19 protein-coding genes are annotated in these 23,762 nt (G+C 47.3%); 3 read left to right on the forward strand and 16 right to left on the reverse strand.

All coding sequences use genetic code 11. The annotated features are described in order from the left end of the window. Window positions 1-10 precede the first annotated feature (10 nt). On the forward strand, window positions 11-1,264 hold the full coding sequence (locus tag VV1_RS02020) for a D-amino acid dehydrogenase (protein ID WP_011078512.1): 1,254 nt from the start codon (window positions 11-13) through the stop codon (window positions 1,262-1,264). A gap of 334 nt (window positions 1,265-1,598) precedes the next feature. Further along, complete coding sequence (locus tag VV1_RS02025; protein WP_011078513.1) at window positions 1,599-3,140, forward strand: alanine/glycine:cation symporter family protein; 1,542 nt, start codon at window positions 1,599-1,601, stop codon at window positions 3,138-3,140. A 125-nt stretch (window positions 3,141-3,265) separates the two neighbouring features. Here VV1_RS02025 and VV1_RS02030 read toward each other — a convergent pair whose 3' ends face one another. The 4 genes from VV1_RS02030 to guaB all read right to left on the reverse strand — a co-directional run bounded on the left by VV1_RS02030 (window position 3,266) and on the right by guaB (window position 9,072). After that, window positions 3,266-3,859 (reverse strand): acetate uptake transporter, encoded by a 594-nt coding sequence (locus VV1_RS02030; protein WP_011078514.1) that lies wholly within the window; start codon window positions 3,857-3,859, stop codon window positions 3,266-3,268. A gap of 160 nt (window positions 3,860-4,019) precedes the next feature. Then, window positions 4,020-5,711 (reverse strand): chitinase, encoded by a 1,692-nt coding sequence (locus tag VV1_RS02035; RefSeq protein ID WP_011078515.1) that lies wholly within the window; start codon window positions 5,709-5,711, stop codon window positions 4,020-4,022. Between the two features lie 261 nt (window positions 5,712-5,972). Continuing rightward, window positions 5,973-7,526, reverse strand: a complete 1,554-nt coding sequence (gene guaA / locus VV1_RS02040) for a glutamine-hydrolyzing GMP synthase (protein WP_011078516.1) — start codon at window positions 7,524-7,526, stop codon at window positions 5,973-5,975. An 82-nt stretch (window positions 7,527-7,608) separates the two neighbouring features. Next, complete coding sequence (gene guaB / locus VV1_RS02045) at window positions 7,609-9,072, reverse strand: IMP dehydrogenase (protein ID WP_013572343.1); 1,464 nt, start codon at window positions 9,070-9,072, stop codon at window positions 7,609-7,611. 233 nt (window positions 9,073-9,305) lie between these two features. Between guaB and xseA the strand changes: the two genes are divergently transcribed. Further along, a complete protein-coding gene (gene xseA, locus VV1_RS02050; protein WP_011078518.1) occupies window positions 9,306-10,637 on the forward strand; it encodes an exodeoxyribonuclease VII large subunit in 1,332 nt (443 codons plus the stop codon). Between the two features lie 32 nt (window positions 10,638-10,669). On the opposite strand, the gene VV1_RS02055 is transcribed toward xseA, so the two are convergent. The 12 genes from VV1_RS02055 to pepB form a co-directional block, all read right to left on the reverse strand. Next, the gene (locus VV1_RS02055; RefSeq protein WP_011078519.1) at window positions 10,670-10,900 is read right to left on the reverse strand and encodes a zinc ribbon domain-containing protein; all 231 of its coding nucleotides are present in this window, start codon (window positions 10,898-10,900) and stop codon (window positions 10,670-10,672) included. Window positions 10,901-10,926: 26 nt separating this feature from the next. Then, a complete protein-coding gene (locus VV1_RS02060; RefSeq protein ID WP_011078520.1) occupies window positions 10,927-11,949 on the reverse strand; it encodes a sensor domain-containing diguanylate cyclase in 1,023 nt (340 codons plus the stop codon). A 319-nt stretch (window positions 11,950-12,268) separates the two neighbouring features. After that, complete coding sequence (locus VV1_RS02065; RefSeq protein WP_011078521.1) at window positions 12,269-13,153, reverse strand: alanyl-tRNA editing protein; 885 nt, start codon at window positions 13,151-13,153, stop codon at window positions 12,269-12,271. 121 nt (window positions 13,154-13,274) lie between these two features. Continuing rightward, a complete protein-coding gene (gene der / locus VV1_RS02070) occupies window positions 13,275-14,765 on the reverse strand; it encodes a ribosome biogenesis GTPase Der (RefSeq protein ID WP_011078522.1) in 1,491 nt (496 codons plus the stop codon). 201 nt (window positions 14,766-14,966) lie between these two features. Continuing rightward, complete coding sequence (gene bamB, locus VV1_RS02075) at window positions 14,967-16,127, reverse strand: outer membrane protein assembly factor BamB (RefSeq protein ID WP_011078523.1); 1,161 nt, start codon at window positions 16,125-16,127, stop codon at window positions 14,967-14,969. A gap of 12 nt (window positions 16,128-16,139) precedes the next feature. Beyond that, window positions 16,140-16,754 carry a YfgM family protein gene (locus VV1_RS02080; RefSeq protein ID WP_011078524.1) on the reverse strand — a complete coding sequence of 205 codons (615 nt, stop codon included), beginning with the start codon at window positions 16,752-16,754 and terminating at the stop codon, window positions 16,140-16,142. A gap of 69 nt (window positions 16,755-16,823) precedes the next feature. Continuing rightward, complete coding sequence (gene hisS / locus VV1_RS02085) at window positions 16,824-18,092, reverse strand: histidine--tRNA ligase (RefSeq protein ID WP_011078525.1); 1,269 nt, start codon at window positions 18,090-18,092, stop codon at window positions 16,824-16,826. 35 nt (window positions 18,093-18,127) lie between these two features. Then, a complete protein-coding gene (gene ispG / locus VV1_RS02090; protein WP_011078526.1) occupies window positions 18,128-19,246 on the reverse strand; it encodes a flavodoxin-dependent (E)-4-hydroxy-3-methylbut-2-enyl-diphosphate synthase in 1,119 nt (372 codons plus the stop codon). Window positions 19,247-19,251: 5 nt separating this feature from the next. Beyond that, window positions 19,252-20,202 carry a cytoskeleton protein RodZ gene (rodZ, locus tag VV1_RS02095; RefSeq protein WP_011078527.1) on the reverse strand — a complete coding sequence of 317 codons (951 nt, stop codon included), beginning with the start codon at window positions 20,200-20,202 and terminating at the stop codon, window positions 19,252-19,254. A gap of 365 nt (window positions 20,203-20,567) precedes the next feature. Then, window positions 20,568-21,692 carry a dual-specificity RNA methyltransferase RlmN gene (gene rlmN / locus VV1_RS02100; RefSeq protein ID WP_011078528.1) on the reverse strand — a complete coding sequence of 375 codons (1,125 nt, stop codon included), beginning with the start codon at window positions 21,690-21,692 and terminating at the stop codon, window positions 20,568-20,570. 196 nt (window positions 21,693-21,888) lie between these two features. Further along, complete coding sequence (ndk, locus tag VV1_RS02105; RefSeq protein WP_011078529.1) at window positions 21,889-22,314, reverse strand: nucleoside-diphosphate kinase; 426 nt, start codon at window positions 22,312-22,314, stop codon at window positions 21,889-21,891. A 63-nt stretch (window positions 22,315-22,377) separates the two neighbouring features. Beyond that, window positions 22,378-23,676 carry an aminopeptidase PepB gene (gene pepB, locus VV1_RS02110; protein WP_011078530.1) on the reverse strand — a complete coding sequence of 433 codons (1,299 nt, stop codon included), beginning with the start codon at window positions 23,674-23,676 and terminating at the stop codon, window positions 22,378-22,380. Window positions 23,677-23,762: the final 86 nt, after the last annotated feature.

The following is a 23,762-nucleotide window of genomic DNA, read 5'->3' on the forward strand; positions in this document are numbered from 1 at the left end:
GAGAAAATCGATGAAAGCAGTGGTATTGGGCAGTGGTGTGGTTGGCTTGATGAGCGCGTGGTATCTACAAAAAGCGGGCTATCAGGTGACCGTTGTCGACCGCCAAGCGCGCAGCGCGGAAGAAACCAGTTTTGCCAATGCAGGACAGATCTCTTACGGCTACTCTTCGCCTTGGGCTGCACCGGGCATTCCCCAAAAAGCGCTTCGCTGGCTGATGGAAGAGCACGCACCACTGAAAATCAAACCCTCTCTTGATCCTCAACTGCTGAAATGGGCGACACAAATGTTGGCCAACTGCCAACTCAGTCGTTATCAAGTGAACAAAGCGAGGATGCTGGCAATTGCCAATCACAGCCGTGAATGCCTTAGCCAACTTCGCCAAGAGCACGATATTGAATACCAAGGCCGCCAACAAGGCACGTTGCAGGTTTTTCGTACTCAAAAGCAATTGATCGCCATTGAAAAAGACATCGCACTGCTTGAGCAAAGCGGTACGCGCTATCAACGTATGAGTGTCGATGAGTGCATTAAGCAAGAGCCGGGGTTGGCAGCCGTGAGCCATAAACTGACGGGCGGTCTCTATCTACCTGACGATGAAACGGGCGATTGCTATTTGTTTTGCCAACAGATGACAGAACTGGCACAACAGCAAGGCGTAACTTTTTTGTTCAATACGAACGTGAAGAAAGTCAATACTCAGGGTAACCAAGTAGTGAGCGTGTCTACTGATGCTGGCGAGTTGCAAGCGGATGTATACGTGGTGGCCATGGGCAGTTATTCCACCGCGCTACTGGCGAAACTGGGGATCACGATACCTGTTTATCCGGTCAAAGGTTATTCACTGACCGTTCCGATCACCGATGAAAGCCAAGCTCCGGTTTCTACGGTCATGGATGAAACCTATAAAGTGGCGCTGACTCGATTTGATGACCGTATCCGCGTGGCAGGCACGGCAGAGCTGGCCGGATTCGATCCTGCAATTCCTGAGAAACGCAAAGCAACCATTTCTATGGTGGTAAACGATCTTTTCCCTCATAGCGGTGATTTTGCCAAGGCGGAATTCTGGACAGGTTTTCGCCCTATGACACCAGACGGCACACCACTCATCGGCAAAACCCCGCTCAAGAATCTTTATACCAATACCGGACATGGCACCTTAGGTTGGACCATGGCGTGTGGCTCAGGTCACTTGCTGAGCCAAATCATCACTGGCGAGCAATCGGAGAATCCGGCAGGGTTGGATCTCTTCCGCTACGCCAGCTAACCCAACACGCGATAACCCAACACGCAATAAAGCGGCCAGATAAGCCATTAGAGGATTTATCTAAAATTCCCCAACATCGCAGAACTCATTTCATACAAAAGATGAATGGTTCTGCGATGCATTATTCTGCAATAAAAGTAAATAGCCACCAATATCCCGTATCTTGTTCTATACAGCACTTTTACTCTTTTCCATTTAACAATTTATTAGCATTTTGTGTTCACAGTCACGAAGGTGATATGTTTTAGATATTTTAATTAACAATTGCATTACAAAAAGATTAACATACCGAACAGAAAACAAACAACACAAACATCTAACAGGGAAAATACTCATGCAGTCTTTAGTTGATTTTCTGAATGGAATTATCTGGAGCCCGGTGCTGATTTATCTGTGCTTGGGCGCTGGTCTGTTCTACTCCATCGTGACTCGCTTTGTTCAAGTGCGTCACTTCTTCGAAATGTGGCGCCTACTCCTTTCTGGCAAAAGCTCTTCAAAAGGGATCTCCTCTTTCCAAGCATTAGCCGTTTCACTTTCTGGTCGCGTCGGTACAGGTAACATCGCAGGTGTCGCAGCAGCGATCGGTTTTGGTGGTCCGGGTGCGGTATTCTGGATGTGGGTCGTAGCCTTCTTTGGTGCTGCAACCGCCTATGCAGAATCCACACTGGCGCAAATCTACAAAGAAGAAGACAACGGTGAATTCCGTGGTGGCCCAGCTTACTACATTGAGAAGGCCATGGGTCAGAAGTGGTACGCGTGGATCTTCGCCATTGCGACCATCTTTGCGTGTGGCTTCCTACTACCAGGCGTGCAGTCGAACAGCATTGGTAATGCGGTTGAAGCGGCATTTGGTCCTGGAGAGATGATTGAGACCGCCATCGGCACCTTCAGTTTTGCGAAAATTTTCACTGGTACGGTCATCTCTGTCATCCTAGCGTTCATCATTTTTGGTGGTGTAAAACGTATCGCAAACTTCACCCAAGTCGTGGTGCCATTCATGGCATTGGCTTACATCATCACGGCGTTCGTGATCATCCTACTCAACATTGGTGAAGTACCACGTATCATCGCGATGATCGTAGGTGATGCATTCACACCAATGGCGGGTGTCGGCGCTGCAATTGGTTGGGGTGTAAAACGTGGTGTTTACTCAAACGAAGCAGGTCAAGGTACAGGCCCTCACGCAGCGGCAGCAGCCAGTGTTGATCACCCTGCGCAGCAAGGTTTGGTGCAGTCGTTCTCAATCTACATCGATACTCTGCTCGTCTGTTCAGCGACCGCCTTTATGATTCTGATCACTGGCGCGTATAACGTTCATGGTGCGGAAGGCTTCCTCGTACAGAACATCTCAGCTGAAATCGCAGCCAACGGCCCTGTGTTTACACAAATGGCGATTGAAAGTGCATTGCCAGGCGTAGGTAAACCATTCATTGCGGTTGCGCTGTTCTTCTTCGCCTTTACCACGATTCTTGCTTACTACTACATTGCAGAAACGAACATCGCGTACATCCGTCGCAGCTTCAAAGTGAATGGTTTGATGTTTGTACTAAAAGTCGCACTGATTGCTGTCGTCTTCTACGGCACAGTGAAAACCGCGAACTTGGCATGGGCAATGGGTGATGTGGGCGTTGGCTTGATGGCATGGCTCAACATCGTTGGTATTCTAATCATCTTCTTCATGTCGAAGCCAGCGATCAAAGCGCTGCAAGATTATGAAGAGCAACAAAAGCAAGGCGTGACCGACTACACCTTCAACCCTGTAAAACTGGGTATCTCAGGAGCGACTTACTGGGAAGAGAAATACAAACGTAAAACAGGTCAAGATCCACAAACGGAAGAAAAACAAACCACCGTCGTGGAGCAGCCTTCACTCTAACTTCTCAGGAAGTAAACACAACATCGTACAATAAGAAAAAGGCAGTGTTGCCCTCACGGGCAAATAAAAAAAAGGGGTTAGCCATTGGCTAACCCCTTTCATTTCTGTTCCCAAAACGATGTGGCTTATGCAGCAAGCTCTTGCGCGTTCACTGCTGGTGCTTTCTTTTCACCAATAGGCAAAATAGTGCGGCCATATTCGTTGTTTAGCACTTGCGCCATAGCAAAATAGATTGCGCTCGCACCACAGAAGATGCCTTCAAAGCCCGCGATCGTGCCGATAAGTTCGCTGCCCGTAAAATCACGTGCTGCTAGCAGTGCAAACAGAATGGTCAATGAACCAAATACCACTTGTTTTGCTGTTGGGTAGCACAGCGAGCCAATGAACATGAAACCAGTGAAAATACCCCACAGAGCAAGGTACCAACCCATGAAATTTGCAGGGCTTGCTGGTAGACCCATGTATGGCATCACGATCAACGCAACCAGCGTCAACCAGAATAGACCGTAAGACGTAAACGCTGTGGTACCAAAGGTATCACCACGCTTAAAGCACATGATGCCTACGATCACTTGGCTTAGACCACCGTAAAAGATGCCCATTGCCAAGATCATTGAGTCAATCGGGAAGAAACCTGCATTGTGAATGTTGAGCAGGATAGTAGTCATACCGAAACCCATTAGACCAAGTGGCGCTGGGTTAGCCAGTTTAGTAGACATAAACGCGTACCTTTTCAAAAATGTTTATAAAAATTACGCGCGGATTTTAATGAAGCGTTGAATAAAAGATAGCTAGCTAAAGTGCAAACTAAGATTTCATATTAAACGAGCTGAATAAACAAACTCTGGCATAGCCAGAGTTTGTTTGAGGTTAGAAAGGTTACTGACAAGAAATCTCATCCCAGAACCAGTTTGATTGCGTTGGCGTCTCCCAAACTCCTGGGCCATTTTTAGCGATAAAGCACTTACCGTTGTAAGTCACTTTTTCACCATTCGCAACCTGCGTCATTCCCGGTTCCCACTGAATAAAGGTACCTGGGACTGGGGTTGGCTCTGGCGTCGGATCCGGTGTTGGCTCTGGGTCCGGAGTCGGATCTGGCGTTGGTACAGGATCTGGTGTTGGCGTTGGCTCTGTTGGTGTTCCCGCCACCAATTCCCAAGGCCCACCTAAGCTTGGGTCGTTGCCTTGTGTCCACCACTTCGCCTTGTATGTCGCACCTTTGTAAGTGACTTGGTCGCCAGCTACGTAAACTTTACTTGCGCTCCACTCATTGCCACCCGGTTGGGTTCCAGGGTCAACAGGGTCTAGTTTGTCAACTACACGCACTTCTGGCCAACTTGCGTGCGAGCCATAGAAGTTAGTCACACATTTTTCGTAGTCGCCAGGTACTAAGGCCGAATAGGCCGTTTGGAAGCCCACCAATTCACACTCAAAGGAATAGCCTCCTGGACGATCGGCGTAATATTTCCAGTTGCCGTCCCAGTTGGTGTAGAGCACGTCGGTTGCACCATTGAGGTTCAAACTACCATAAGGGGTTTGCTGCCAACAGGTGTTCTTCTCATCCGCTTCCACAGGGATTTGATAGTGCGATGCCAGCCCTTCCCAGTAACGAATACGGTTAACCGGCTGGCCTTTGTCTTTATTCTGCTCACCACACTCAATGCCACCATTGATGACGTTAATCGTGGTACCAAAGCCGTAGCCAATGCCTGCGTCCACTTCACGTTGGGACGGCACCCAAGTACGGTCGATCACATGCAGCATGGCTGGTTTCGGTGCTTGAGGCGTTAAGAAAAACCAAATGGCTGAAGCGAGATTTAACCAAGAGTCCGCCACCAAAGCTGGATTCTTAAGCAGCACGGTGGCATCACCATCGTACATCACTTCCGAAAAGGCCCCGTAGTTGAAGTGGTAAGAAAGCTGTTTTGCCCCACGGCCAAAATAGCCCTGCCCCGCTTCACACGGCCAACGTTTGTTTTGCCAATCGTTTTGGCCACAACCCGTGGTGTAACCGGCTTGGCCTTCCGACCACCCCATTTCACGAACATGAACTAACGCTTGTTGCCACTCTTCCAGACCTAGTGGGTTATCAGAGACGTTGTCAATCGCAATGTGGCCACCGGTTTCTTGCGCGAAATGAGCAAAGGCAGTCACGATGGATTTTTTACAGATCGCATCTGAATCTCGCCCGTCGGTGTACTCGCCACAGAAAGCAGGGAACTTACCTATCGCCTTTAAAAAACGCGTATAAGTGTATTCGGGCGCAGCCATATGAGTGAGAAAATCCCATTCACTTTGTGGGAAAACACGTTCAGTACGCTTTACGTTATCAGGGTTGCTCGCCGCACCGGGAGCAATGGCTTCGACGATGGTATTCGAGCGTGTTTCTAACGCCTTCGACCAAATTGCGTACATGGGATCTGCCGTTTGCGCTTGCTCTGCGGCTTGCAGATCCACTCGTGAAACAACATATCCATTCGGGTTTTGAGGGTCTGGTTGGATATTCATTGCCGCTTGCGCTCCAGCGGCTAACGTGCATCCGATCAGAACCGACAGATGGGAAATCTTCATTCTTCCTTATCCTTTTTCTCTACACAAAAAATGTTACATTTCTGGCAGATTAGACCTTAATCCTCGGTAAAGTCAGAGAGATTCACCATTATTGAACAAAACTGCGAGTCATTTCAGCATCATGCAAATCGAACAACGTTCTACGACAAAGCGAATGCAGCCCCTGTTCCAAAACCAACAACCCGAGTAAACAGTAATAAAAAACCCCGAGAGTTCACTCGGGGTTTATTCGATAGATCAATGCAATGCGTTAACGCAAGATTATTCCCATTCGATGGTTGCTGGTGGCTTACCAGAGATATCGTAAACCACGCGTGAGATGCCGTTTACTTCATTGATAATACGGTTAGAAACCTTACCTAGGAAATCGTACGGTAGGTGTGCCCAATGCGCCGTCATGAAGTCGATGGTCTCTACGGCACGTAGTGATACCACCCAGTCATACTTACGGCCATCGCCCATTACACCTACAGAACGCACTGGTAGGAATACCGTAAACGCTTGAGATACTTTGTTGTAAAGATCCGCAGCATGGAGCTCTTCAATAAAGATAGCGTCCGCACGACGTAGCAAATCACAGTACTCTTTCTTGATTTCACCAAGAACACGAACACCTAGACCCGGACCAGGGAATGGGTGGCGGTAAAGCATTTCGTAAGGTAGGCCAAGTTCTAGGCCAATCTTACGTACTTCATCTTTGAACAGTTCACGCAGTGGCTCAACAAGACCCATTTCCATATCGTCTGGCAGACCGCCCACGTTATGGTGAGATTTGATTACGTGCGCTTTACCTGTCTTAGAGGCTGCTGACTCGATTACGTCTGGGTAGATAGTACCTTGAGCGAGCCATTTCGCATTTTTCAGCTTCTTCGATTCTTCATCAAAGACATCGACGAATACGTGACCGATGGTCTTACGTTTCTCTTCAGGATCAGATTTGCCTTCAAGTGCTTTTAGGAAACGCTCTTCAGCATCAACTTTGATGATGTTTAGGCCAAACTTGTCGCCAAACATGTCCATCACTTGCTGACCTTCGTTTAAACGAAGTAGACCGTTATCAACGAAGACACACGTTAGCTTGTCGCCGATTGCACGGTGAACCAACATGGCTACTACTGATGAATCCACACCACCAGATAGACCTAGGATCACTTCATCGTCACCCACTTGCTCTTTAATACGAGCAACCGCATCTTCGATGATGGATTCTGAAGTCCATAGACGCTCACAACCACAGATGCCAAGAACAAAGTTCTCTAGCATTTGTAAGCCATTTTTAGTGTGCGTTACTTCTGGGTGGAACTGAACACCGTAGTATTTCTTCTCTTCGTTCGCCATTGCAGCGTAAGGACAAGTGTCTGTTTCACCTACTTTGGTGAAGCCCGCTGGAATCTCAACGACTTTGTCACCGTGGCTCATCCATACATCTTGAGTAGCTTCAAGATCTTTGAAAATAGCTGACTCACCAGACACTTTTACAGCTGCATAGCCAAACTCGCGCTCGTCAGAAGTCGATACTTTTCCGCCTAGCTGCTCAGCCATGGTCTGCATGCCGTAACAAACACCCAGTACTGGCACGCCTGAATCGAATACATATTGAGGTGCGCGAGGAGAGTTATCTTCTGTCACGCTCTCTGGGCCACCAGAAAGAATAATACCGTCTGGGTTGAATTCACGAATATCCGCTTCTTCAACATCCCAGCTCCAAAGCTCACAGTAAACGCCGATTTCACGTACGCGGCGCGCAACAAGTTGAGTGTACTGCGAACCGAAATCTAGGATCAGAATACGTTGGTCATGAATATTTTTAGTCATTGAGGTTAATCTCGATATCAAATTTGGTGGATGGGGAGCCCATCTCGCTCCCCATAAGCTTTAAATTTCAACTCAGGGTCAATTAACCCAAGCGATAGTTAGGTGCTTCTTTGGTGATTTGTACATCGTGCACGTGAGACTCTTGCATGCCCGCGCCCGTAATGCGTACGAATTCAGCTTTAGTGCGCATTTCTTCGATCGTTGCACTGCCTGTTAGGCCCATGCTTGAACGTAGACCACCCATTTGCTGGTGAACGATCTCTTTTAGGCGGCCTTTGTACGCGATACGGCCTTCGATACCTTCTGGTACCAGCTTGTCTGCTGCGTTGTCTGACTGGAAATAACGATCTGAAGAACCTTGAGACATTGCGCCCAAAGAACCCATACCACGGTAAGCTTTGTAAGAACGGCCGTTGTAAAGAATCACTTCACCCGGTGCTTCTTCAGTACCCGCAAACATAGAACCAACCATCACACAAGATGCGCCCGCCGCAATCGCTTTACAGATATCACCAGAGAAACGGATACCGCCATCAGCAATCACTGGCACGCCATATTGGTTCGCTACTTCCGCTGCGTCTGCAATCGCGGTAATTTGTGGAACGCCTACGCCAGTTACGATACGAGTCGTACAGATAGAGCCTGGGCCAATACCCACTTTTACTGCGCTAACGCCCGCTTCAATCAGGGCTTTGGCACCCGCCGCTGTCGCAACGTTGCCGCCAATGATATCAAGATTCGGGAATGCCGCTCGTGTATCACGAATACGTTGTAAAACACCTTCTGAGTGACCATGTGAAGAGTCAATCAACAGTACATCAACACCGGCTTCAACCAGTGCAGCAACGCGTTCTTCGTTACCCGCGCCCGCACCAACCGCTGCGCCTACGCGTAGACGACCTTGCGCATCTTTACATGCGTTTGGTTTACGTTCTGCTTTGTGGAAGTCTTTTGCCGTGATCATGCCGGTCAATTGGAAATCATCATTCACAACCAGTACTTTCTCAACGCGTGCTTCATGCATTTTTTCTTGCACTTCAGCGCGAGTTGCACCTTCTTTTACGGCAGCCAAGTTTTCTTTTGGCGTCATGACAGAAGAGACTTTCTTAGACAGGTCTGTCACAAAACGTACGTCACGACCGGTGATGATACCCACTAGCTCATTGCTTTCAGTAACCACTGGGAAACCAGCAAAACCGTGCTTGTCGGTCAGCGCAACCACATCCGCGATGGTCGCATCAGGGCTTACAGTGACAGGATCCGTTACCACACCCGCTTCAAACTTCTTCACTTTACGAACTTCAGCAGCTTGCTGTTCGATAGACATATTCTTGTGAATAAAGCCAATGCCACCTTCCTGCGCAAGTGCAATAGCGAGACGAGCTTCCGTCACGGTATCCATCGAGGCAGAGATCATAGGAATGTTCAGTGTGATGTTTTTGGTCAACTGAGTGCGAAGATCAGCTGTGTTTGGGAGAACAGTGGAGTGAGCTGGCACGAGTAGTACGTCATCGAATGTCAGCGCTTCTTTGGCAATTCTTAGCATTTGCAATATCTCACAATATGTAGAGGTAAAAAGAACAATCCAATCTCATCGTTTCGCATAATGAGGGCAGCAGGCTTTAAGCAACTTGCTACATTTGGATTAGATATTGCGGACGGATTATACGGCCAACGCAATCGCTTGACCACAAATTTTTTAATTTTTTTCTTGCATTCACCCTCTTGCTATGTATTATATTGCGGCTAACTTCCATACCCACGTCTACGGGATTAGCTTTGTCTTCTCTGACCAATCCAAACATCTTCACCGTTTCACGTTTAAATTCTGAAGTTCGTTTATTGCTTGAAAACCAATTAGGCATTGTTTGGTTAGTGGGAGAGATTTCTAACTTCTCTGCACCGGTTTCTGGTCACTGGTACTTCACCCTTAAAGATTCAATGGCACAAGTAAAATGCGCCATGTTTAGAGGGAATAACCGCCTCGTTTCTTTTAAGCCCACCAATGGTAATCAAGTGTTGGTCAAAGCACGTCTTTCGTTGTACGAGCCACGTGGTGATTATCAGTTGATCATCGAAAGCATGCAGCCAGAAGGCGATGGTCGTCTGCAACAGCAATTTGATGCGTTAAAAATGAAACTGGCCAGCGAAGGGCTTTTCGCCCAATCCAGCAAACAGGCCATTCCAGAGCACCCGAAGTGTGTAGGCATTATCACCTCGAAGACAGGTGCAGCGCTTTATGACATTCTCGATGTACTGAAACGCCGAGATCCTTCTCTTCCTGTGGTCATTTATCCGACTCTGGTGCAAGGAGAAGAGGCCGCCATTCAAATCGCTCAAGCGATTGGTCGAGCAAACAGCCGTAACGAATGTGATGTCTTAATTGTCGGTCGTGGCGGTGGCTCATTGGAAGATCTTTGGTGCTTTAACAATGAAATTGTCGCCCGCACTATTGCTGCCAGCCAAATCCCAATTATCTCTGCGGTTGGCCACGAGATTGATGTGACGATCGCAGACTTTGTTGCAGATTTACGCGCACCAACGCCATCCGCAGCAGCAGAACTGGTTAGCCGTGATAACAGCCACAAAGATCAAGCCTTAATGAGCCGTGAGCAAAAACTGCGCGCAGCATGGCGTCATTACCTCACCGAGCAAAATCGCACCATAGTCTCGCTGAGCCATCGACTAGAGAAACAGCATCCTCGCTATCGCTTGATGCGTCAGACTCAGCAAGCTGATGAGTTGCAGATCCGCTTACAACGAGCTATGGAAAAGTATCTGGCACAACGAGAACAAAAGGTATCTCGTGTTCAGCACAAACTGCAGTTGCTTTCACCTGTTCGTCAAATCAGTGAACAAAAAAATGCGCTTGCACGAGTGGAACAGAAGATGATGGATGCAATGGACCGCAAGCTGCTAAGGTTGCGCCACCAGATCGCGATCGCGGCGGAGAAACTCGACACTGTAAGCCCCTTGGCGACACTGAAACGAGGCTACTCCATTACGCAAAGTGAATCAGGTGACGTGATTACGCGTCAATCACAAATTAAAACGGGCGACACTTTGGTCACCCGCTTATCCGATGGTGAAATACGCTCTACCGTGAACTAATCCATGGCTTAATCTGTGGTAACGGTTTGGGCTTATTCTGCGGGTTTCTCTTTGAACTGAAAGCGAATTCTTGATTTTGATTTAAGCTCGTTGCAGTGATTACAGAAGTAATTCGCCGCACCGCACGCTTGCAGTTTCTCTAATTCAGCCTCACATTCTGGGCAAAATCCAAGCTTGGTAAACTCTTTATCACACTGTTGGCAGTGATACTGTCCGTTCCACTCCAGCTCCTGCTGGCAAATCGGGCAATGATTCTCGTTCATTTTCTTTTCTCGTTGTCACTATGAGATCAATTCAATCTTGCACTCACGGTTTGGTGAGCACGTTTTACTTGATACATGCAGATGTCAGCTTGACGAATAAGTGCATCCACGTTGGCCAAGGACTCACCTTCCGCATAGTCCGCGCCAATACTGACTGAAACAGAATAATCCTCGATCAAGAAGAACATTTTGATCTTGCTTTGTAATTGCTGATAAAACGCTTGGAACGCCTGTTTGTGCACAAATGGGCAAATCGCGACAAACTCATCACCTCCGTAACGAGAAATGACAGCGTGTTGAGGAAACTGCGCCATTAACCAATTGGCCAAATTGATTAACACGGCATCACCAACATCATGGCCAAACCGATCATTGATGTACTTAAACTCATCAACATCAATAAAGAAACAGCCAATCCCATACTCACTGTGCCGAGCTGTTTCTAGCAAAGGTTCGGATTCCAAGTAGAAGATTCGTCGGTTGTAACACTGCGTCAGAGGATCGCGATTTACGTGATAGTGAAGTTGTTCTTCTAAGTGATACTTTTCTAGTGCTATCGAATAAAGCGCAGCGAGAAGATCCAAGATTTCCAGTTCTTCTTTTGCTGGTTTAGAAGGCATGTCGCTGTAAATGGCAAAGGTGCCCAGCACTTTATCTTGTCGGGAAACAATCGGGACGGACCAACATGCCGCCACATTCGCCGCTTTCGCTAACTCGGCATAGGGCTGCCAATTCGGGTGACTCTCAATATCACTCACGACCACGGACTTTCCGCTATAAGCTGCAGCTCCACACGATCCTACCCTTTCACCAATCTCGACACCTTCAATTGCTTGATTGTAAAAATCAGGAAGATTCGGGGCGTATTCAAGATGCAGCGTATTGTGCTGCGGATCCAGCTTCAAAATCGAGGCCTTACGAGATCCAAACAGATGCTCTGACAAGGATACAATTTCTCGATTTAACTGATCTTTCTCCAATCCTAAGGCTAACTTCCCCAACAATTGATTGATCGACCTATGGGCGTCCAAAAGTCTCATGCTATCCATAACAGCGCTCTAGTGTACTAACTTTACTCAATATTATTATGATTTACCCTAGTGTTGTTGATTCACTCAGCAACTCTAGGGTATGGTTAGCTGGAGTTTAACAGAACGATAACATCAATAATCAGACCTTAAACACGCTTATCGGATCTTATCTTGATCGTCTGGTTATTTTATTTTGATCAGCGATCTGCCTAAAAAAGAACATTTATATAACCACACCCCGAAAGCATAAGTTACATATGCTGCATTTCAATTTTAAACAACATAAAAATCCATATAGGCATATTTGAATCTGTATTTTTGGTTTTTTATATAAAGATCATTTTTCTCTGTTGGGCGTGACTTGCGTGTGCATTTCAATGGTCTGCTCATCCAACAGCACCAATGTAACGGCAATCTCTTTCATTTCGAACAGCCCAGCAGCATGCGTTCCCCCACAAGGGATAATCGCCGTTGAGGCTTCTCCCAAATCACATTGCCAGTAACGAGAGTCGGTTAAATATTCGCCATGACAGTTCATGAATATTTCGGATCCGCGAGCAAGCCAGTGCTCAAGCTGTACATTGACCTCGGATTCAATCTCTTGAATATTTTCCACCACATCAGCACTGTTCAGCCCTCTTTTGCGTAGCGTTTTTCCCAGTCGATAGGTGTCTAGACAACACTCTGGCGTCACAACGCTACTCTCTTGAGCATAACTGTTAAAATCATAGTAACCATGAGGGTCTTTGCGATCGGCATCTTTGCGCCAGTAACCTTGCGCCAAGACTTTATTCAATGCCAGATAGGCTAAATGCCCTGCACTGTGACCTCGACTCAGGCTTTGTTGATATTCTTTGTCGACACTCAATCGTACTTTGCTTCCAACAGAAAGTTGCCCACGCTCGGCTTCAATTTCATGAACCACTACGAAGCTCCATCCCTCTGTATCTCGCTTTACAGGTATCGCTTGATCAACAAACAGGCGCCCTGTAGAGCACTCTACAGCGCCAACCCAACAACCGATGATGGGCCACTCTTTGCCATCCGCGATAAGACTTCCCCGATCTGCAGGATGATCTGGCCAAATATGACTGACCGGATGAAATGGAGTGTGCTGAGTCACGACATAAAGAGAATGTTCATTGGCTGAAGTGAGTACAATGTCACTCTCCAACTGCCAGGTCTGATGACAAAAGCGAACCTTAGTGGGTGTTATCTGCATATTTCTTATCTCAACAAAGAGGCATCATCCGCTCAACGAATGATGTGGCATGTTATCCATATTGGGAAACGGAAAATAAAAAAATGCCCAAGTAAAACTTGGGCATCAAAAACAGTTCAGATTATTTCTTGCGATTTTTTACCGCGCTCATCATGCGCTTACGTGCACGCTCTTGAGAAAGGGTCATCTTGTTGACACGGTTCTCAAACGGGTTATCACTGTTTTGGAACTGAATACGAATCGGCGTACCCATGATATCTAGTGACTTACGGAAGTAGTTCATTAGATAACGTTTGTAAGAATCCGGCAATTCGCGAACTTGGTTACCATGGATCACCACGATTGGCGGGTTATAACCACCTGCGTGCGCATATTTCAGTTTCACACGACGGCCACGAACCATCGGTGGTTGGTGATCTTCCGTTGCCATCTTCATGATACGCGTCAGTACAGATGTTCCTACACGAGTGGTTGCAGATCGGTAAGCTTCTTGTACTGATTCAAACAAATGGCCTACACCAGTACCGTGCAACGCAGAGATGAAGTGGATGCGAGCAAAATCGACGAAGCCAAGACGACGATCGAGCTCTTTCTTCACATTCTCTTTCACTTCGTTATCCAAGCCATCCCACTTGTTCACGGCCAGCACGATAGAACGACCCGCATTAAGTGCGAAGCCCAATAAGCTCAAGTCCTGATCCGAGATGTTTTCACGAGCGTCAATCACTAACAGTACAACGTTGGCATCTTCAACGGCTTTCAATGTTTTAACAACAGAGAATTTTTCAACCGTTTCATGTACTTTACCGCGACGACGAACACCTGCGGTGTCGATCAACACGTATTCGCGACCATCACGTTCCATTGGAATGTAAATGGAGTCACGTGTGGTTCCTGGCATATCGTACACAACAACGCGTTCTTCACCCAAAATACGGTTAGTCAGCGTTGATTTACCCACGTTCGGACGACCAATAATAGCAAGCTTAATTGGCTGGTCTTGCAGTCGTTTCAGTGACTCTTCGGCATCTTCTTCAGAGTACTCTTGCTGTTCTGCGTCTTCATCTTCCATATCGGTCAGATCTTCGATCTCACCTTCGTTGTTGGCACTGAGAAGATTGTCAAAGAATGGATCGAGTGCACGTTCAATCAGCGCAGTCACACCACGTCCATGCGCTGCGGCAATTTGGTACATCTCATCAACGCCCAGTTGCCAAAAGTCTGCGCTGGCAGCATCCGCATCAATGCCATCCACTTTGTTTACCACCAGCATGGTGGCTTTTTCGATTTTACGTAAATGGGCAGCAATCGCCTCATCGGATGGCGTCAATCCTGCGCGACCATCCACCATGAACAACACAACGTCAGCTTCGCGGATCGCAGCAAGTGACTGTTCTGCCATTTTGGTTTCAACGCCTTCTTCAGAACCATCGATACCACCCGTATCAATCACAATAAAGTCGTGCTCACCTACTTTGGCTTGACCATATTTACGGTCACGAGTCAGACCGGGAAAGTCCGCCACCAATGCGTCACGAGAGCGAGTCAATCGGTTAAACAACGTAGATTTACCTACGTTTGGACGACCGACTAGAGCAACAACAGGTATCATAACAACCTCTACAATAATCTTTGATCTGTAGTTATAGGTAACCACTTGCTTGATAGCACTTCAAACCAGCTTTTTACCTATAACCACAATCGTCTTGTCACGACTGCAATGTTGAACGTTGCAGCGTGTTATTAAAAATTAGCAACAAAACGGCTCCTAACTGTCACCAGCCAGGAGCCGAATGTGAATTATATCACGATATTATTCGTTGATCGTCAGTTTCTTTACATCGCCATTGCGCGTTGTAATGACATAGCCATCTGGCAATACTGTTGGGCCAACGGCGAAACCACTGTCATTGATCATCTGCTGAGCCACGAACTCACCAGTAGTACGATCTAACCAATGCAAATAGCCTTGGCTGTCTCCAACAACTAAGTAGTTATTCACCATGACAGGGGCGGTCAACAAACGATACTCTAGCTGTTCATTTTGCCACAGCTCGGTTCCGCTACGTGCATCGACAGCAACCACATGATCTTTATCAGTGACAACAAAAAGTCGACTGCCATCGGTCGCCATATCAATGGCTGACGAATAATTACGCTTCCAAACGGCATTGCCTGAACGTAAATCGAGTGCGATAAGTTGGCCATTGTAACCAACAACGTAAAGCATGCCGCCAAGCACGATTGGCGATGAATCCACATCCACTAAACGATCGATTTCAGTCGCACCTTTTGGTGTACCAACAGGCTGTTGCCAGATCAACTGACCACGCTCAACAATAGCAGCCGCTAAACGGCCATTCGCCGTTCCCCAAAACACACCACCTGATACCGCCGTCGGCGTACTATCGCCGCGCAGAGTCAAGTTAGGTACTTCAGTGCTGATGGTCCACTTTTGTTCACCATTGTCTTGGTCGAAGGCCATCAATACGCCATTGCTGGTATTCACAATCACTAGACCATTTTCAGCAACGGGCTTTGCTAAGATCTCGCCGACTACAGAGATGCGCCAAGAGACTTCACCAGTCGCTTCGTCCAAAGCGATCAGATCACCATTTTCACTGCCAATGTAGACATGGCCGTAAGCCGCAGTTAAGCCACCAGACAATCTCGCTGTATCGCCTTGCTTGACGTTTTGGCTCCACAGTTGCTTACCTGATGTCGGTTCCAGAGCTCTCACCACACCATCACGACTGGCGATAAATAGCTTGTCGTAAGCATATTCAGGAGAGAGTTTAGAGAAATAATGGCCTACACCGTTCCCCACACTGGTACTCCAAGCTGATTGCGGAGTGAACTGGCTATTAACCTGTGGCAATGGCGCCATTACAATGGTGTCTTCTTCACTGGCACAACCCGCCAACACACCCACTGTAATCATGCCTAATAAGGCTTTCCTGACCATTTTCTTCATGCCATGAAGTCCTTATTTTGCCAGATCATCCAATTTCATTTGCAGAGTTTGACCTGCATCAGCGGCTTGTTGCGCTTCAGAGTAAGCAGCATAAGCGGCTTCTTTGTCACCCTGACGCAAAGCAATATCACCACGCAATTCTGCTACACGACCCGTCCAGCTAGCGTCTGTCACTTTTGCTAACTCAGCTTTTGCTGCATCAAAATTGCCTAACTCTGCTTCTACTCGCGCAATACGGTAAGTCGTTAACGGAATAAGCGCCGCATCTTTGCTGTTGCTCTGAGCCCATTTTAGCTGGGTCAGTGCAGCATTAAGATCACCAGCGGTTACTTGTGCCTTAGCCAGTTGTAACGCTGCTAGTACCGAATACTCTTTGACATCATTAGAGGCAATGAAAGCTTCAACATCCGCAGCCGCTTCAGCGCCTTTCGCCTGTAATGCATTAATTGCGGAAGTATAATTTTGTGAAGCAGCTTCACGCGCTTGCGTTACGCTATCTTGGTAGTAACGCCAGCCAAATAGACCACCGAGACCAACAACGGCACCGATGATCACGGCTTTGCCGTTCTCTTTCCACCAATCTTTTATCGCTTCAACTTGTTCTTCTTCAGTATTGTAAACTTCCACTTCCTGTCCTCTTTAAAACTGATTCAATGGCAGCGAAACCGCTGCCATTGTTGTGACTGCTGCCAGAGCTTAAATCAGCTCAGCAATTTTGCTGGCAATCTCTTGCTGTGAATACGTAACTTGCTCACCACCAGCGAGATCTTTCAATACAACGGTGTTGTCTGCAACTTCATTCTCACCCAGTACTAGGGCAACAACCGCGCCCACTTTGTCAGCACGTTTAAATTGTTTCTTAAAGTTACCACCACCAAAGTGGTTCATCACGCGAACCCCAGGAATGGCTTCACGAACTTGTTCCGCCAACTTCATGCCAGCCATCATAGTGCCTTCACCCGCAGTGACGACGTAAACGTCCACACTACGACGAACATCCGTCAGCTCTAACGTTTCCAACATTAGCACTAAACGCTCTAAGCCCATTGCAAAACCCACCGCTGGTGTAGCTTTGCCACCAAGTTGCTCTACTAGGCCATCGTAACGGCCACCACCACAAACAGTACCTTGAGAGCCTAGGCTTTCCGTGATCCATTCAAAAACCGTGCGGTTGTAGTAATCCAGGCCACGAACTAAGCGTTCGTTGACTGTGTATTCGATACCCGCCGCGTCAAGAAGTTCACACAAACCCGCAAAATGTTGCGTTGACTCTGGATCTAAGTAGTCAGACAAACGTGGCGCATCACCCAAAATCGCTTGTACATCTGGATTCTTGGTATCCAATACACGTAGTGGGTTAGTATGCATACGACGTTTGCAATCTTCATCCAACACATCAATATGTTGCTCAAGAAATGCGATCAGTGCAGTGCGATAGTTTGCGCGCGCTTCCAACGAACCAATCGAGTTCAGTTCTAGACGCACATGTTTATCAATGCCAAGTTCACGCCAAAGACGTGCAGTCATCATGATCAGCTCTGCATCGACGTCAGGACCATTAAGACCAAAAACTTCTACACCACACTGGTGGAATTGACGGTAACGGCCTTTTTGTGGGCGCTCGTGGCGGAACATAGGACCCATGTACCAAACGCGCTGTTCTTGGTTGTACAACAAACCGTTTTCAATACCGGCACGCACACAACCCGCGGTGCCTTCTGGACGTAATGTTAAGCTGTCACCATTGCGGTCTTCAAAGGTGTACATCTCTTTTTCCACCACATCGGTTACTTCGCCAATAGCACGGCTAAATAGATGCGTCATCTCAACGATTGGCATGCGCATTTCATTGTAACCGTATGCGCTAATTACGTTCTTCACTGCGCCTTCTAGCTTCTGCCACAGTGGTGATTGAGTTGGGAGACAATCATTCATGCCTCGAATTGCTTGGATTGTTTTTGCCACAATAATTACCGTAATTTGAATGACTTCGTTGAGATTTAGTTTTGCACTTTAATGTCGATGCGGTTGCTTTCATCCATGCGTGCCGCTTTGGCACGGATCTTCGCTTCTAGTTGATTCACCAGATCTTCATTGTCGAAGCGCTCTTTTTGACGTTTACCATCTTCGTAAAAAGCGCTCTTCTTGTTGCTGCCAGCCAGACCGAGATGCGATACCTCAGCTTCACCCGGACCATTCACAACGCAACCAATGATGGAGACATCCATCGGAGTAATGATGTCTTCAAGTCGCTCTTCCAGTGCATTGACCGTGCTGATGACATCAAATTCCTGACGTGAACACGATGGACACGCGATAAAGTTGATGCCTCGCGAACGAATTCGCAATGACTTAAGAATATCAAAACCCACTTTGATCTCTTCAACAGGGTTCGCCGCCAAAGAGATACGTAGCGTATCGCCAATACCTTCCGCTAAAAGCATGCCTAAGCCAACCGCTGATTTCACTGCACCAGCACGAGCACCACCCGCTTCTGTAATGCCGAGATGCAGAGGTTGATCGATTTTCTTCGCCAACAGTCGGTAAGAATCCACCGCGAGGAAAACGTCTGACGCTTTGACACTGACTTTAAATTGATCAAAGTTGAGGCGATCAAGAATATCGACATGGCGCATGGCAGACTCGACCAAAGCTTCTGGTGTCGGCTCGCCATACTTCATTTGCAGATCTTTCTCTAGCGACCCACCGTTGACACCGATGCGAATTGGAATGTTTTTGTCACGCGCGCAATCAACGACTGAGCGAATGCGCTCTTCATTACCAATGTTGCCTGGGTTGATGCGTAAACAATCCACCCCGTATTCAGCCACTTTCAGTGCGATACGATAATCAAAATGAATATCGGCGACTAATGGAATCGATACTTGCTGTTTGATCAGCTTGAAAGCTTCAGCCGCATCCATCGTCGGAACAGAAACACGAACAATGTCGGCGCCGACATTTTCCAATGCTTTAATTTGAGCAACGGTGGCTGCTACGTCCGTGGTGCGAGTATTGGTCATGGATTGCACCGCGATTGGCGCACCATCACCGATTGGAACATCGCCCACATAAATTCGCGTCGATTTACGACGGATAATTGGAGATTCGTTGTGCATAATCTTTACAAAGGTAAGGTGAATCGAGCTACTTTGCCTGCAGTATACCGAGAAAGGTCGACAGGTTCACTTGCAAATGTCATGGTCACGCCTTCTGGCGCACCCAAAATAACGTTAAAAGGGGCCTGACCAGAGAGGTTTAAATCTTGACCCGATTTACGGATACCAGAAATCAATGTCTTACCACTGGCATCTTTAACTTGAACCCAGCAGTCCGAACGAAAAGACATTGTTAAGGCGGTTTCACCATTGGCTTTGGGTGCTTCTAACGGGAGTGATTCTTCTGCCACTGACGGTGTCAGTTGTGCTTGGGCATCACTTTCCACCGCTTCCTCAACGGGAGTGCTTTCCGTTGTCTCAACCTGAGCAGGCTCAACCTCCACTTCTGTCGCGATCTCTGGCTGAGCATCCCCTTCGGCCATACTCATTTCTTGCATCACAACATCGTCAAGCACTGGTGGCTCATTCTCTTCAATCACTGCATTCTCAAGTTGAGCGGCTTGATTGACCGACTGAGCTAAGCTGTTCTCTTGCTGATTTTGCCACCACCAAAGTGAAGAAATACCCGTAATAATGATAAAAATACCCCAAGTAATCAGCATGATGCGGCTATTGTGTTTCTCCGTATTGGTTTTACGTGAGAAGCTCTGCATCTCCTGTTCTTGGTGCTGCGCGTCACCAGTATTGTCTAGCGCATCAAGAATGATTTTTTCATCAAGACCAACCAATCTGGCGTAAGAGCGCAAATAACCGCGAGTAAAGGTCGCCACTTGGCCACTTTCAAGCTGGTTGTCGTCGATCTGTTCAATCACGTTAACGCGTAAACGTAATCGATCTGCGACTTGTTTTTGCGTGTAACCCATTGATTCGCGTTGGCGTTTGAGTAAGGTACCGACTTGTTCAATGGCGAGAGATTCTGTGGCACTGTCTTGTAAAAAATCGTTATCTGTAGTCATAACTGTCTAAAATCTTCAAATAATGAAAGTTAAGTGCGCTTATTATTCATCGTTCTTGGTTTGCACTGAACTTTGGAAAAAGTTTGCTGCGGTGCTTTGGACGCAGCCCTAATTATTTTATTAGCCAACCTACACTGCCAAAATACAGCTGTAGCTTTAAACATGATAAGCCAAACTGCGTTATTGACAAAAACTCTATGCTGAGAAATTTACCTTTAGCTCAAGCTTTTGTCCAAAGTTTGACACAAGAAATTCGATATATCGTCCAATTCAGCATAGAAAGTCCACCAAACAAGCAAAAAATGACGATTAGAAAGCAAAACAGCCAGAGCGTAGCTCTGGCTGTTTAATAAGAAAATGATGGCTTACAGCGCTTTAACCTCGATGGTCTCACCTTTGGCCGCTTTCAGCATGGCGGTACGCTTGGTTCGGTCGATCACGTCACCCACTAACTGACCACATGCGGCATCAATATCATCACCGCGCGTCTTACGAATCGTCACCGTATGCTCATATTGCATCAATGTCTTTTGGAAACGATCAATACGTGAGTTGCTTGGTTTCTTATACGGTGATCCTGGGTATGGGTTAAATGGAATCAAGTTGATTTTACAAGGTGTATCCTTCATCAACTGCGCAAGCTCATGAGCATGTTCAGTACCATCGTTAACATGATCAAGTAGCACGTATTCCACCGTCACTTTACCGCGGTTGGCATTGGAAGAAGCAATGTAACGACGCACTGATGCTAAGAAATCCTGAATATCCCAACGATCGTTGATCGGCATAATTTCACTGCGCAGTTTGTCATTAGGTGCATGCAAAGAAATCGCCAGTGCGACGTCAATTTTGCCCGTCATCTGATCTAAGCCAGAAACCACACCCGAAGTCGACACTGTCACGCGGCGTTTAGAGAGACCAAAGCCCAGATCATCCAGCATAATTTCCAAAGCAGGAATGAGGTTTTTCATGTTCAGCAACGGTTCGCCCATGCCCATCATCACCACGTTGGTAATCGGACGACGCCCAGTCTCTTTCTCAAGCCCCACTTCACGTGCCGCACGCCACACCTGACCGATGATTTCTGACACTTTTAAGTTACGGTTGAAACCTTGCTGCGCCGTTGAACAGAATTTACATTCCAGTGCACAACCTACTTGAGATGAAACACAAAGCGTTGCGCGGTCTTCTTCTGGGATATAGACCGTTTCAACATCTTGATCACCAACACGCATGGCCCACTTGATGGTGCCATCTGATGAGTGTTGAGCTTCTGAAACAACAGGTGCGACGATCTCGCATTTCTGCTTAAGCTTCTCTCTCAACTGCTTGTTGATGTTGGTCATGTTATCGAAATCATCCACACCGAAATGGTAGATCCACTTCATTACCTGATCAGCACGAAACGCTTTTTCGCCTAACTCTTGGGCGAACAGTTCACGCATGCCTTTGCGATCAAAGTCGAGTAGATTAATTTTTTCAGTGCTCATGGTGCCTCTCAATGACTGAACAAGATTAAGGGCGCGAATTGTACAGGCTTTATGCAGTGACAACAAGGGCTGTAAAACCCCGAAGATGCTAAGGCAATAAAACCAAACGATTAAAATATCGCCACACTTTTCCTGAGTCAGAAAAAAGCCCAGCTTGCGTGCTGGGCTTAGGAATTCGTCTACTTATTCAAACCGCTTAACGAGGGCAGATTTCCGACTCCGGGAAGAAAAAAGCAATTTCACGCGCTGCTGATGCTGGGCTGTCACTGCCGTGAACGGAGTTGTGACGCATACTCAGTGCATAGTCGGCGCGAATGGTGCCACAAGCTGCTTCTTCTGGGTTGGTTTTACCCATCAATTCACGGTAACGTGCAATGGCATTTTCGCCTTCTAGAACCTGAACCATGATGGGTCCTGAAGTCATGAACTCTTTCAATGCTGGGAAAAATTCTTTTCCTTCGTGCTCAGCGTAAAAGCCACTTGCTTGCTCATCATTAAGATGCACCATTTTTGCCGCGATGATGCGTAATCCCGCCTTCTCAATGCGGTGGTAAATTTCACCGATTAAGTTGCGTTCTACAGCGTCAGGCTTAATGATCGAAAATGTTCTTTCTAGAGCCATAAGATGTCCCTTTATTTCATGTCGTTGTTATAGTCAGCAGCCCAATAGGGCTGCTGTGAAGTATTACTTATTCGCTTGTTCCACTAACAGGTTGGCCAGAGTACAAACCCCCATACCTGTCGCACCCGCAGACCATTTGTCGCTGGCTGACTTACGGTAAGTCCCCGAGCAGTCAAAGTGCAACCAACCTTTTTGGTAATCTTGCACAAAGTAAGAAAGAAATGCCGCAGCCGTGCTGGCACCAGGAGAGTAATCACCGCCACCGATATTAGACAGGTCAGCAAAGTTTGATGGCAGCATTTCACGATGGAATTCTGCTAGTGGCAGAGGCCACAAACCTTCTTTTTCTTCTGCTGCTGACTTTAGCGCTTCTTGCGCAAGTGCTTGGTCAAACGTCAGTAGCGCGTGGTAATCGTTACCTAGCGCATTTTTCGCCGCGCCCGTTAAGGTCGCGCAATCAATGATCAACTCTGGATTTTGTTCCGAGGCGTAAATCAGGCCATCTGCAAGTACTAGGCGACCTTCCGCGTCGGTGTTCATGATTTCAACTGTCTTACCGTTTTTGTAGGTAATCACATCACCCAATTTCAACGCTCGGCCAGAAATCATATTTTCCGCACAGCATAGGATCAGTTTTACGCGCTTGTTCAGTCCGCGCATGATTGCGAGGCCTAGACCACCAGTAATCGTACCCGAACCGCCCATGTCCGCTTTCATTGAATCCATGAAATTGGACGCCTTGATACTGTAACCGCCAGAGTCAAAGGTAATTCCTTTACCGACTAAACATGCCCAAACAGGCGCATTCTCATCACCCGTAGGGTTAAAGTCGAGTTGAAGCATTGCTGAAGTACGATCAGAACCACGGCCTACGGCGTAAATGCCTTCCCAGCCTTCAGCAAGCAGATCTTTATCTTTGACGATACGTGCTGTCACTGTGCCTTCTGGAGCCACAGAACGAATAAATTCCGCCGCCATCGTCGCAAGTTGGCGAGGGGCGACTTCTTCAGCCGGTTTGTTAATGATATCGCGAGTAAACTCAGTGGCTTTAATGCGTGCTTCCAGCTCTGCTTGTGCTTTCTCTTCTAGCGCAACCCACTCAAGTTGGCTGTATTTTTTCGGATTACGATAACCTTGGTGGAAAGCCCAAATCGCTTCCACATCCCAACCGTCACCAGCCAACACCACGCTCTTGATGCCTTGCACATCAAACTTACGCGCTGCACGTTGGATTTTAGTTAAATCCGTACTTTCGCCTGTATGGATAAGAGCGCCCTGCTCATTGAATGATACCAGTGCTTTCTCGCCCCACTGTGGAGCAGCGACTTCGTGACTTAAAAATACAGACATCTGTGTAGACATGGTTTCTCCTTGCCTTATAACGGCGTTACCTACGCCTTTCTATTGGAATAACTCACGGATGTTAGCATTATGTAGGGTAGAAATGT

It is taken from the genome of Vibrio vulnificus CMCP6 (assembly GCF_000039765.1).
Classification (GTDB): Bacteria; Pseudomonadota; Gammaproteobacteria; order Enterobacterales; family Vibrionaceae; genus Vibrio; species Vibrio vulnificus_B.